Here is a 13,202-nt window from a genome sequence, read left to right on the forward strand (position 1 = left end):
GAGTTAACCGACTATTCATTAAAACCAATTTTCGAGATGATAGCTACGACTAAACACTCTTCATACCAGTCATTGACACAGGTTCGATTGAGTAATCACGATCAATTTCAATCACTTTTCTTCCACATCCCCCATGTTATTTTTTAATCATTAATATTAAAACCAATCCATATTGAGCGATTAGAAAAGCTTGATTAATCACTTAACGATTCAATTTTATTCATGACACTTAGCTGTATTAACGCACTTGAGTCCATCAAATGTCGATATTAAAAACCAAGGAAATAACGATGAATCAAACGATAGTACTTTTACTGCTATGCCTGTTTTCTTCACATTCTTTAGCCAATAACTATCTTGTTGGCAAACTCATTCCAGAAAAGAGTGTCATCATTCGCAGTGAGGTCAGTGGCGTAGTTGATTCATTTCAAGTTGATAGTGGTGATTCAGTCTCATTTAATTCGTCTTTGCTCTCTATCTCTAAAGCTGATTACTCCCTAAACCTAGATTTAGCAAAATATAATATCGATGTTAAATATGCAAAGCTTGAGACCCAAGAAAAGCAACTTAAACGTTACCAATCCTTGTTATCAAGTAAAGGTATTTCGGAAGGTACTTTTGAAAACCAACTTCGCCTTGCCAATATTAGCCGCGCTGAACATAACATCAGTAAAACGGAACATGAAATAGCAAAACGTACTTTAGCTAAGGCGACTCCCCATGCACCATTTGACGGGGTTGTGACATTGCGCTCAATTGAAGTTGGTCAGTTTATTTCTATTGGCGATTCACTCTACGCTATTGCTGATTTAGAAACACTTAAAGTACGCTTTTATCTACTAGAAAGTGATTTTGACCAATTTAAAAAAGGGGACAAAGTTAAAGTCACCATTCCATCAATAGCGCAGCAAATTACTGGACAAGTGTCATTATTTTCGCCAGTGATGCAAGAGAATGACCCTGGATTTATGGTTGAAGTCTCTTTAGACAATACCAACAATCAGCTTCATTCAGGTATGGAGGTGTACGTGCATTTTAATGGGGGAGAGCCTCAATGAATGTATTACTCTCGTTACTGTTAACACGTAAATTTGCCGCAAAAATACTCACAGTATTAATCATTAGCATAGGAGCATGGACGACATATCACCTTCCTTTGGCTGAGAAACCACGTTTTGATATGGGTAAAGGAAATATCATCACGACTTATCCAGGTGCCACCGCATCAGACATTGAAAGCAACATTACCAGTAAATTAGAAAAAGAATTGCTGTCCATTTCTGGCTTAAAGGTATTCACCTCTAAATCAGAAAGTGGCATCTCTAATATTAGCTTTGAACTCAGAAGTGATGTCTCCAAGCCAGATGTCGTATACCAAGATATACGTGATGCAATTTCAAGAGTCTCTGACTTGCCAGCAGGCATCACTGAGGCACCGACTTTAACCATCAAAAAATCATATAGCCTTGATTTTATGGTCATCGGTATTGCAGGTGATGTGCCCTATTCCGTGCTACGTGAGAAAGCTAAAAAGCTCGAGTTAGCATTAAGAAGGCTTGAAGGTATAGGCGAAGTCCACCCTATCGACTTACGTAATCCCGAATTTATCATTCAACTCGAACCTATCTCATTAAAGCGTTACGGACTAACAATTGATGACGTCGCTAGCATCATTTCACAGCGCAATGCATTAATCAGTGGTGGTCGGTTAGAAGAGTTAAGCAATAATCCTGAACTGGTCACTACAGCAGAATTAAACAATCTACAGGCACTACAAGAGACGTTCGTTTCTTTTAACCCTAATTTGCAGCTTAAAGATCTTGCTAGTGAAATTATTGATAGTTATGAAAAAGGCTCTGCCTACGGCACAATTAACGGCAATCAAAGTATTCTTTTTGATTTACGTACCAACGAAACCGCAGATGTTGTCGCAACCTCTAAACGAGTCAAAGCACTACTCGCCCAAGAGCAACATGCCCTAGGAAAAGAGTATACCTTGGCAATTGGTTCTGACCTTTCCGCTGATATACAAGAAAAAGCCAATATCGTACAAAGTAATGGATTAATTGGCTTGGCATTAGTTTTAGCTGTATTAGCGATATTCTTAAATAAACGCATTGCATTGTGGGTTGCCATCTCTATCCCTGTTTGCATTTTCGGCGCTCTGACCGTTTTAGCCTCTTTGGGGCAAATTTTGGATGTGTTCACCCTTTCAGCATTAATTCTAATTATCGGGATCATTGTTGATGATGCGGTAGTGGTGAGCGATAAAATCGTATCATTAGTCGAACAAGGTCATGACATCAACATCGCTGTCGTTGAGGGGGTTAAAAGTGTTTTTCCTGCTGTACTCGCCAGTATTTTATCAACCATGATTGCCTTTATTCCGTTACTTTTTTTCCCTGGTAACAGCGGTAAACTGATGTATGTCATTCCTCTCACCGTTGTCATCGCACTGATTTTTTCGTTTATTGATGCTTTATTGTTTATTCCTGCTCATTTGAAAGGCGTGTTAAAAAACGATGCAAGATTACCCCAAAAGCCAGCGGGTAACTTCAAAACAATGAACACCTTGATTCGCGACACAATTACACACTACAAATTGATTTTACCTATTTCGTTAATTGCCATCACAGCAATGACAACTCTGTCGGTTAAAAATATCAGTTACTTATTTTTTCCTACCGATGGCGCTTACCTCATTGAGGTAAGCGCTGAAGCAAACCCCAAATTATCACTCGATGAAGTATGGCAACAAACACAACAGCTAGAAGCCATATTCGAGTCAACCCCTGAAGTGAATTATTGGTACGGTGAAGTCAGCTCGCCAACAAGTACGTGGGTAATATCTCTCACCCCCTCTAATAAAAGAACTCGTATTGCAGAAGGCATTGTGGCCGCATGGGAAGAACAGCTGCTTGATATAGAGAACTTGAATCAGGTTGAATTCGATATTGATGGCGGTGGTCCACCTGTAGGTAGACCAATTGATTTAAGGATTGTCGGGGGAAGTGACAATGGGCGAGAACAATTAGCCAATAATGTCACTGAATTTCTGAGCGCGATTGAAGGGACGGCTCGTGTTAAACGAGATATCAATCAACCCACTCCACAAGTCGAAGCCGTTTTACAGCACCGCTGGCTGAACTATTATGGGATCACAGCAACTCAAGTGGGTGAAATCATTAAGTATGCGATTGAAGGGCAGCGTGTCACCCGCATTTTTAACGGTAAAGAAGAAGTGTATTTTCGAGTTACTCTTGAAGATAATGATAAATCCTTGCAAGAACTCGACGAGATAACGCTTCGGGCCAGTGATGGCCGATTGGTTCCTTTAAAAGAACTTGTTCGCTGGAAGTTTAATAATACCGTTGCCAAAATCACCCATTTTAATGGTGAGCGTGTTGTCAGGGTATCCTCAAGTGTTGATGCAACAATCACAGACCCAATTGCTGTATATGAACAAGTGCAAACCGAGTTTTCCACCAAACACTTCGATGGTGCACGCATTGTCCCAATGGGGCAAATTCTAGAAACTCAAGAAGCACAAACAGGATTCAGCATTGCCATCATCATCGCTTTAGTTGGTATAGCGATTATCCTTTTGTTGCTATTCGACAATATTATAGAGTCGCTAATTGTGCTTACTGTGATCCCTTTTGGTATTGGTGGTGCTCTGTTTATTCTGTTGCTGCACAATCAAGTACTGAGTTTTTTTTCGATCATCGGCATGATTGCGCTTATTGGTATTATGGTGAATAACAGCTTAGTACTCATTTGGCATCTAAAAGACACCCTGAAGGACAAAGGCAACTTGAGTGATGTGGAGTTTGTCATAAAAGGAACCCAAAGCCGCATAAGAGCCATCAGTTTAACGACAATGACTACCGTTGCAGGCCTGATACCTTTAGCATATGGCTTCGGCGGTTATGATAATTACATGTCACCAATGGCATTGATCGTTGGGTGGGGATGCATTATTTCACTCATCGTCACCTTAACAATCATACCTTCAATTTATTTATGGGTAATGAAACTGAATCTTGTTCCACAGCCTTCGACCAATCAATAGAGGCTATGAGGTTATGGGCGTATGTCCATAACCTCAATACAAAGATAACGCAGGAGTTGAGCTTGAAAAGCTGTAATTAACGATGCACTTCATTTTGTGGATTCCAATAAAGACTAAACAGCCATTCCAGCTGCAACACCAGATGACCAAGCCCATTGAAAGTTGAACCCTCCGAGCCAGCCACTGACATCCATGACTTCACCGATAAAATACAAACCAGCAACCGATTTCGCTTCCATGGTTTTCGATGACAATTCATTCGTATCAACACCACCTAACGTCACTTCAGCAGTACGATAACCTTCTGTGCCATTCATCACAATTGACCACTCATTTAAGTCTTTAGCTATTTGATCTCGCTCGCCATGACCTAATTGATTTAGAGCTTTATCAAGTTGTGCAGCATCAAATAACGCCTCAACCAAACGCTTTGGTAACCATTGGCTAATAGTATTGCGTAAGCTTTGCTTAGGGCTATTAGCTAAAGCAATTTCAAGCTTTTCAGCCGCGCTTTCATTAGGCAATAAATCAATACTAATAGCTTGACCCGCTTGCCAATAATTTGAAATTTGTAAAATAGCTGGCCCTGATAAACCACGGTGGGTAAACAACAACGCTTCACTAAACTGCGTGCCGTCTTCTGCTGTAATCGTTGACGGTACTGCAATACCTGATAGCGGCTCAAAACGTGCCTTTTGATCACTATGCCATGTAAAAGGTACTAAACCCGCTTGGGTTGGCAGCACCGATAATCCAAATTGTTCAGCAAGCTTATAGCCATATGGCGACGCACCAAGTTTCGGCATAGATAACCCACCCGTTGCGATAACCAGTGAGTCACAGCTAAAGTCACCATTTGACGTCAGCACTTCAAATTGGCCTTGAGCATTCTTGCTCACTTTGGTCATTTCTGTACGTAATTGCACTTTGGCGCCAGCCCATTCACATTCCGTCATGAGCATATTGACGATGTCTTTCGCTGAGTCATTACAAAACAGTTGACCATGATCTCGCTCGTGATAATCAATACCATGACGTTCCACAAGTTCGATAAAATCTGAAGAACGATACCTTGCCAGTGCAGACTTTACAAAGTGGCTGTTACCACAGATAAAATTGTGCGGTTCAACTTTTTGGTTGGTAAAGTTACAACGCCCACCACCACTAATCAGAATTTTTTTACCCGCTTGTTTGGCATTATCCAATACCAGTACGTCACGACCTCGATAGCCTGCAGTTGCCGCACACATTAAGCCCGCAGCTCCTGCACCAATAATAATTACGTCATGATGTATCACTTGTTTACTCTCTCACTTTGGGTGTTGCTAATAAGGCATTGGCCAACAAGCCGGGTTAAATATCTGCCGAAAATAAAGCGCTATTCATAACAGACTACTTTATCATCAGACACAAAAAAGGGCGCTATATTAGCACCCTTTCAGTCGTATTCACACTCACGCTACTCAGAGATGGTCTCAGACTTTTGGTCTCGCCCTAGTAGCTCTTTAGCCGCTTCAACTGGCGTTTTACCTTGATAAAGCACTTGGTAAATTTGCTCAGTTATCGGCATTTCAACACCAAGTCGTTTCGCTAATGTGTAAACTTCTTTGGTATTACGATAACCTTCAACCACTTGGCCAATTTCTGTTTGCGCAGTATCGACATCACTGCCTTTACCTAATGCTAAACCAAAACGGCGGTTACGTGATTGGTTATCGGTACAGGTCAACACTAGGTCACCTAAACCTGCCATTCCCATAAAGGTGTTACTGTCGGCACCCAGTGCCACACCAAGACGAGTCAATTCAACCAAACCACGAGTGATTAATGCTGTACGCGCATTGGCACCAAAGCCAATACCATCAGACATGCCAGCACCAATTGCGATAACGTTTTTTACCGCGCCACCTAATTGTAAACCGGTAAAGTCATCATTTGCATAAACACGTAAGCGTTTAGGACTATGCAATAACTCTACTAAATCACTGGTAAAGTCGGCACAGGTACCTGCAACTGAGATTGCTGTTGGCATTCCTGCAGCAAGCTCTTTAGCGAATGTTGGCCCAGATAACACAGCGAGAGGAATATCACCCCCTAATTGTTCTCGAGCAACATCTTGCAATAATCGACCTGTTTCTGGCTCTAAACCTTTAGTTGCCCAGACAATGCGAGCATCATCTCGAAGCAATGGTTTAGCTTGACTGAGAACTAAACCAAATACATGGCTTGGTACTACAACCAACACATTTTTACTCGCTGCTAATGCTTTACTTAAGTCAGACTCTAGCTTAAGCGTATCAGGGAAAGCGATCCCTGGTAAAAATGCGCTGTTGGCTCTGTCTTTAGCAAGGGCTTCCATGTGCTCAGGCTCATGACCCCATAGCAAGGTCTTATGACCACTGCTGGCGAGAGAAATGGCAAGGGCGGTGCCATAAGACCCCGCCCCTAATACCGTAATTTCGGTAGCGTTACTCATAAATATTAAGCGTTTTCTTCAGCAGCTGGTGCTGCAGCAGCTTCTTGCTGGCGCTGTTGAACGTATTGAGCGAATAACGCGTCAAAGTTCACTGGAGCAAGGTTAAGCTGTGGGAACGTACCACGAGAAACTAAGTTACCTACTGTTTCACGTGCGTATGGGAATAAAACGTTAGGGCAGTATGCACCTAAAGAGTGAGCCAATTGCTGCTCAGTTAAACCTGTGATAGAGAAAATACCAGCTTGTTGTACTTCACATAAGAAAGCGGTTTCGTCGCCATTTTGTGCAGTGACGGTTAACGAAAGAACAACTTCATACACGTCGTCAGAAAGTTTGTTGCTACGAGTATCAAGATCTAGCTTAACTTCTGGGTTCCATTCTTTTTGGAAAACAGCTGGGCTGTTTGGCGTTTCAAATGAAACATCTTTAGTGAATACGCGTTGAATGTTGAATTGTGGTGCTTGTTCTTCGTTGTTTGCTACTTCAGCCATGATTTCCTACCTTCAAATGTGTTTTAGCTCTTCTGTGAGGCTAATTTTAAATTTGGGCTTTTATTCCTAAAACCTAGCCAAAGCCTAGATATTAGTCCATCCCGATTAAAGTTGATCTAACTAGTTAACAAAACGCCTTAAAGCCCTTTATACAAGTAGGATCTTGTTGGACCCGCTAACATTCATTAGCAAGTCGCTGGATATATTTACTTCTTACCTTTTACTGTTGGTAAGTTTGCAGCAGTCCAGTCGCCCATACCGCCTTTTAAGTTGCTGACATTTTCAAAGCCTTGTGTAACAAGAAGTTGAGCTGCTTGCGCAGATGTCATTCCAGCACTACATACAGTAATAATGGGACTGCTTTTATACTTTTCAAGGGCTGTGGCTTTATTATTTTTAATTTCAGACAAAGGCACGTTTAACGCATCTACGATATGCCCTTTACGGAACTCTTCTTGCGAACGAACATCAATCACTTTACCGCCTTGCTTGTTCATCAGCATGGTCAATTCTTGTGTGTTGACGTTGATAACTTTAGATGTTGCTGTCTTAATTGTCGTCACAACTACAACGATGAACAAACCAACCCAAGCGATACTTAAAACTGGGTTCGCCTGAAAAAATTCAATATATTCTTGCATCTTCTCTGCCTACTTTTAGATTGGCTAAAATTAATAAGCCACAGAGTATACCGACTGCGTCTTTATAATGCAGCAAGTTCACGCTTAATCATCACCGATGGGGGCTTATTAGTGACACTTTACACATTAAAGGTTGCATAAAATTAACAAGCCAGCGCCAAAATCATGATGATTTCGCTTTCATTGCAAAAAATTCATCTTGGCTAACCGGTATACCAGCTCCGATATTGCTATATAAATCGGCATGAAGAACAGGCTATATAAGGTAAATATCTTTTTCAGCGCCAGCATAAGTAGTAATATCCATATCAATTAAATTTTACTTTCTCATAAACTTTACACTTTAACTTTAAAAATAGAGGTACTTCCATGGCGACTCAAAAGCGTCCACTGGCATTACTTATCTTAGATGGCTGGGGCTACCGTGAAAATACGCATAATAATGCGATTTATCATGCCAACACCCCAGTTCTAGATAAACTTAATGCTACTTACCCCCATAGCCTGATTTCTGGTTCAGGTATGGATGTTGGCCTACCTGACGGTCAAATGGGTAATTCAGAAGTCGGCCATATCAATATTGGTTCTGGCCGCATTGTCTATCAAGAGCTGACTCGTATCAGTAAGTCTATTGCTGACAATGAGTTTGCACAAAACACTGCACTGTGCGAATCCATTGATAAAGCCATCAGTAAAGATGGCGCTGTGCATATCATGGGGTTAATGTCGCCAGGTGGTGTACATAGCCATGAAGAGCATATTGAAGCTATGTGTCGTATGGCTGTAGAGCGTGGTGCCACAAAAGTGTACTTGCATGCATTTTTAGATGGCCGTGATACGCCTCCACGCAGCGCTAAAGGCTCACTAGAGCACTTTGACGAACTGTTTAAATCACTAGGTCACGGTAAAATAGCCTCACTACTTGGTCGCTATTATGCAATGGACCGTGATAACCGCTGGGATCGTGTTGATAAGGCTTATAACCTTATCACCCAAGGCCAAGCTGAATTTAACTTCTCAAGTGCTGTCGATGCATTAGAGGCGGCATATGCGCGTGATGAAAACGATGAGTTTGTAGCTGCTACGACCATCGGTGATACTGTGTCATTAGAAGACAATGACGCACTGGTATTTATGAATTTCCGTGCTGACCGAGCTCGCCAAATCACTCGCAGTTTTGTTAATGCCGATTTTGACGGTTTTAAGCGCCAGGTCACGCCTAGTGTGAACTTTGTCATGTTGACGAACTATGCCAACGACATTAAAGCTCCCGTCGCTTTCCCATCTACTGACTTAGTAAATACCTTAGGTGAAACATTACAAAACCTAGGCAAGACTCAGTTACGTATCTCTGAAACCGAAAAATATGCTCACGTAACATTTTTCTTTAATGGCGGCAAAGAGCAGCCATTTGAAGGTGAAAGCCGCGAGTTAATTAAGTCTCCTGACGTAGCAACTTACGATCTTCAACCAGAGATGAACTCAACTGAACTAACCGATAAATTGGTTGCTGCAATTGAGTCTAACAAGTTTGATGTCATCATATGTAACTACCCTAATGGCGATATGGTTGGTCATACTGGCAACTTCGATGCTGCAGTAAAAGCATGTGAAGCGGTTGATGCTTGTATTGGCCGAGTTGTTGATGCATTACAAAAAGTTGGCGGCGAATGCTTAATTACAGCCGATCATGGTAATGCTGAGCAAATGACTGATGAAACCACAGGCCAAGCACATACTGCTCACACAAGTGAGTTAGTGCCATTTATCTACGTCGGTCGTGACGCGACAATTGAAGATGGTGGCCGATTGAGCGATATCGCGCCAACTATGTTAACCTTGATGGAACAAGACGTGCCATCAGAAATGACAGGCCGCTCAATCATTAATCTCAAAGAGTAAATAGCCTCTCGTGAATAGACGACAACTGTTCAAAGCCAGCATATTTGCTGGCTTTCTGATAATTTCATCATCAGTTCAAAGTGCCGATCTGAATAAGCGTCAGTCAGAGCTTAAAGCCATTCAAGCGCAGATCAATCAACAACAAAACTCTTTGAAAGACACCAGTCGTCAACGAGAAAAGCTCATCTCGCTGCTTAAGCGTGATGAGCAAGCTATTTCAAATGCAGCTCAAAAAGTCAATCAAACCCAATCTTCACTAACTCAAGTTAACAGTAAACTTAGTGAGTTAGAGACTGAAACGATTCAATTAGACAAGCGACGAACTACGCAACAAAAAACCTTATCAAAGCAATTATCTAGTGCCTATTTAGCTGGTAATCATGACTACTCAAAAATGATGTTAAACCAGCAGAATCCAGCGACTGTTGAACGTATGCTGGCTTACTATCAGTACCTTAATAATGCTCGAATTAAAGCCATTACAGATTTAAAGGCGACCATAGAGCAATTAGACACAATCAAGCAGCAGCAAGTCACTGAACAACAAAAGCTTAATGCACTTATTATTGAGCAAAAGCAACAAGCTGAACAACTGAGTAAAGAGCAAAGCCAACGTAAACAAACGTTGGCACAAATTCAGCGAACCTTAACGAGTAAAGGGGCTGAACTTGAGCAAATGCAAATCGAAGAAGCCAGCTTAAAGCGGCTTATCGAGCAAGCGTTACTTGCAGCTAAAGACAATCCTGAAATGGACGGCCTTGCTAAACGACGAGGCAAATTAAACTGGCCTACAAAAGGGCATTTAGCATCTAAATTTGGCAGTCGCCGCTCAGGACAAATACGCTGGAAAGGCGTCGTTATCGCTGCACCAGAAGGGCGGAGTATTACCGCTGTTGCGCCAGGTACCGTCATTTATGCTGATTGGCTACGTGGTTTTGGCATGGTCATGGTTGTCGATCATGGTGAAGGCTACATGAGCCTGTACGGTCACGCTCAGGCACTGTTAATTCAGCCTGGAGAAACTGTACAGAAAGGAGAATCTATTGCTCTTGTCGGGAGTTCAGGCGGACAGACAGAATCTGGCCTATACTTTGAAATACGACACAAAGGGCAAGCCGTTAACCCAGCGAAATATTGTCGATAAACAACTGGCTAGGAAGCCTAACTCGCTGAACTAACCGACGCCCTGTATGTACCTTGACGGTATTAAGGGGCTGTTATGATGCAATTTGCACGCTATTTCTTATGTTTTTTCTTGGGTATCTCGGTTGCGCTTTCGATGAGCTTGTTTAGCTCTGAGCAACATTATAAATCAGATTCTGAGTACAGCTACAGCCTGCTACTTGATGTGATAGATACCATCCACACTTATTACTTTAATGACGTCAATCGCGAACAACTGATCGAGTTTGCCATTGATGGCATTTTTACAAATCTCGACCCATATTCAGGCTTTTTAGACGCTAACGATTACCAAAGCATCAATGACAATAATAGTGGCCAATACTTTGGATACGGTTTCGAAGTGGCCACCGATGATGACCAGATCACGATTATTACTCCTTATCCTAACTCTCCTGCAGCTAGAGCCAACTTGCAGCCTGGTGATAAAGTACTTCAGCTAAACGATACTGTCATTGACAGTGCAAATTTAACTGATGTGCTAATGGATATTAAACAAAACAGCAACGCCAAACAGACCATTAATTTAACCATCGAGCGTGAAGAAAATGCGCCGTTCGAGTTGTCACTTAACCCTGAACTTATTCATATAGAATCTATCAATGCCAAAATACTCAAAGGTAATATTGGTTATATCCAATTGAACTCATTTCAAGAAGATGCAACAAGCGCCATCATAAGACAATCTAAACTTTGGAAGGACATTGAGTTAACAGGGCTTATTCTGGATGTGCGTAATAATCCTGGTGGGTTATTAGGACAGGCCATTAGTATCGCTGACTTGTTTTTACAAAATGGACTCATTGTTTCTACAGAAGGAAGATTTTTTGATGCCAACGAAGTGTATTACGCATCCCAGCCAGCCATTTTTAAGCACGTTCCTATGGTGGTATTAATTAATAAGGGTTCAGCATCTGCATCAGAAGTGCTTGCTGCGGCACTACAAGAAAATAACCGCGCAACTTTAGTCGGCGAAACAAGTTTTGGTAAAGGCACAGTACAAAGCCTGATCCCTATGTTAGAAATGGGCAATGCTATTAAACTCACCATCGCCAAATATAGTACGCCAGATGGTAATGATATCCACAGCAAAGGAATTGAACCTGACATCAAAATTTCTAACGAAGCTATTCTAAATTCTGAATATCTGGATATAATTGAGCAATCAACTGCGCAATATGATGAGCCACAGGATGGCCAGATTTCTTCAGCTATTGCATGGATAACAACACATAACTAAAAAGCAGACTCAGTGCGCTACTTATTTTTTTTATTAACGTTACTTTTTATTGGTCCAGTTCAAGCAGTCAACATAGCAATCATCATTGACGATATCGGTTATCGTCAATCAGATGAGGCCGTGTTGTCACTACCAAATAGCGTGACACTGTCAGTATTACCTCATACACCATTAGGTCAAAAACTTGCCGAGCAAGGACATCATCAAGGAAATGAAATCATGCTGCATATTCCTATGCAGGCCTTGAACGGTAAAAAACTGGGTAATGGTGGACTTACTAATCAAATGAGCGAGCAACAACTCAAACAAGAGTTAACCGCATCGCTTGCCAATATCCCATATGCCAAAGGTGCAAATAACCATATGGGCAGCTTGCTAACTCAGTTAGACAACCCGATGAACTGGTTAATGGAAAGCCTAAAACAGAAACAGCTATATTTTGTCGATAGTGTGACTACACGTTACAGCAAAGCCAGTAGTAAGGCTGAGAAACACGGTGTACCACTGCTACGTAGAGAGATATTCTTAGATAACGATGTCAGTGAAGCTGCACTTGAAAAGCAATTTTCACAAATCATTGAGAAAGCAAAACAGCAAGGAAGTCTAGTTGTTATAGCGCACCCTTATCCTGAAACGGTACGCTTTTTAAATCGAAACTTACATCGATTAGAGGCAAAAGGCATTAACCTAGTTCATACTTCGACATTACTGCCTGTCACAATGGCAAAAAGCGAGGGGGCTAGCTCAACTCAAGTACTGAGATAGAGAGATCAGGTAACGTCTCAAGTAATTCATCTGCATTTGCGACAATGTCAGCCAACGTTGATTCAGCAAGCACCGCCATATAAGCCGCTACCGCTTTAGCCAATATACCTTTTAAGCTACATGCTGGCGTAAATCGGCAATAAGGCTCAGTGCAATTAACTGGCGCTAATGAAGGCTCTAATTCACCGACCAACTTAGCTAAATTAATGTCAGCTGGCGCCACTGCCAATTTAAATCCGCCACTCTTACCACGTATGGTTTGGATGTAGCCAAGCTTACCTAAATGATGAATAATCTTCGCAACATGGTTTGAAGATAACTCAAACACCGTAGTCACTTCCGCAATACGAAATAATGTCTCTCTTTTTGGCTGTGCAGCAAGGTACATTAGAATACGAATGCCATAATCAGTATAGCGAGTTAGTTGCATGAG

Annotated in this window: 11 protein-coding genes; 6 read left to right on the top strand and 5 right to left on the bottom strand. The window is 41.7% G+C overall.

Annotation, left to right across the window (positions count from 1 at the left end):
• Positions 1-290: 290 nt before the first annotated feature.
• Together SJ2017_RS21040 and SJ2017_RS21045 are read left to right on the top strand one after the other, a co-directional pair.
• Positions 291-1,058 carry an efflux RND transporter periplasmic adaptor subunit gene (locus tag SJ2017_RS21040; RefSeq protein WP_080917266.1) on the top strand — a complete coding sequence of 256 codons (768 nt, stop codon included), beginning with the start codon at positions 291-293 and terminating at the stop codon, positions 1,056-1,058.
• Complete coding sequence (locus SJ2017_RS21045; RefSeq protein WP_080917267.1) at positions 1,055-4,072, top strand: efflux RND transporter permease subunit; 3,018 nt, start codon at positions 1,055-1,057, stop codon at positions 4,070-4,072. Before SJ2017_RS21040 ends, SJ2017_RS21045 begins: the two co-directional genes overlap by 4 nt.
• A 113-nt stretch (positions 4,073-4,185) precedes the next feature.
• On the opposite strand, the gene SJ2017_RS21050 is transcribed toward SJ2017_RS21045, so the two are convergent.
• From SJ2017_RS21050 to SJ2017_RS21065, 4 genes are all read right to left on the bottom strand, one after another.
• The gene (locus SJ2017_RS21050; protein ID WP_080917269.1) at positions 4,186-5,370 is read right to left on the bottom strand and encodes a BaiN/RdsA family NAD(P)/FAD-dependent oxidoreductase; all 1,185 of its coding nucleotides are present in this window, start codon (positions 5,368-5,370) and stop codon (positions 4,186-4,188) included.
• 161 nt (positions 5,371-5,531) lie between these two features.
• Positions 5,532-6,548, bottom strand: coding sequence for an NAD(P)H-dependent glycerol-3-phosphate dehydrogenase (gpsA, locus tag SJ2017_RS21055; RefSeq protein WP_080917270.1), 1,017 nt, complete (start codon positions 6,546-6,548; stop codon positions 5,532-5,534).
• A 5-nt stretch (positions 6,549-6,553) separates the two neighbouring features.
• Positions 6,554-7,039 carry a protein-export chaperone SecB gene (secB, locus tag SJ2017_RS21060; protein ID WP_055024080.1) on the bottom strand — a complete coding sequence of 162 codons (486 nt, stop codon included), beginning with the start codon at positions 7,037-7,039 and terminating at the stop codon, positions 6,554-6,556.
• A gap of 206 nt (positions 7,040-7,245) precedes the next feature.
• Positions 7,246-7,680, bottom strand: coding sequence for a rhodanese-like domain-containing protein (locus SJ2017_RS21065; protein ID WP_080917272.1), 435 nt, complete (start codon positions 7,678-7,680; stop codon positions 7,246-7,248).
• A gap of 369 nt (positions 7,681-8,049) precedes the next feature.
• Between SJ2017_RS21065 and gpmM the strand changes: the two genes are divergently transcribed.
• The 4 genes from gpmM to SJ2017_RS21085 all read left to right on the top strand — a co-directional run bounded on the left by gpmM (position 8,050) and on the right by SJ2017_RS21085 (position 12,769).
• Positions 8,050-9,582 (top strand): 2,3-bisphosphoglycerate-independent phosphoglycerate mutase, encoded by a 1,533-nt coding sequence (gene gpmM / locus SJ2017_RS21070; RefSeq protein ID WP_080917273.1) that lies wholly within the window; start codon positions 8,050-8,052, stop codon positions 9,580-9,582.
• 10 nt (positions 9,583-9,592) lie between these two features.
• Positions 9,593-10,726: a murein hydrolase activator EnvC family protein gene (locus tag SJ2017_RS21075; RefSeq protein ID WP_080917275.1), complete on the top strand. Its 1,134-nt coding sequence runs from the start codon at positions 9,593-9,595 to the stop codon at positions 10,724-10,726.
• Positions 10,727-10,801: 75 nt separating this feature from the next.
• Entirely contained in the window at positions 10,802-12,004 is a 1,203-nt protein-coding gene (locus SJ2017_RS21080) for a S41 family peptidase (protein ID WP_080917276.1), read from the top strand.
• 12 nt (positions 12,005-12,016) lie between these two features.
• Positions 12,017-12,769 carry a divergent polysaccharide deacetylase family protein gene (locus SJ2017_RS21085; RefSeq protein ID WP_080917278.1) on the top strand — a complete coding sequence of 251 codons (753 nt, stop codon included), beginning with the start codon at positions 12,017-12,019 and terminating at the stop codon, positions 12,767-12,769.
• Here SJ2017_RS21085 and SJ2017_RS21090 read toward each other — a convergent pair.
• Positions 12,744-13,199: an Rrf2 family transcriptional regulator gene (locus SJ2017_RS21090; RefSeq protein ID WP_055024074.1), complete on the bottom strand. Its 456-nt coding sequence runs from the start codon at positions 13,197-13,199 to the stop codon at positions 12,744-12,746. The genes SJ2017_RS21085 and SJ2017_RS21090 overlap by 26 nt on opposite strands.
• Positions 13,200-13,202 lie beyond the last annotated feature (3 nt).

It is taken from the genome of Shewanella japonica (genome assembly GCF_002075795.1).
GTDB classification, from domain to species: domain Bacteria; phylum Pseudomonadota; class Gammaproteobacteria; order Enterobacterales; family Shewanellaceae; genus Shewanella; species Shewanella japonica.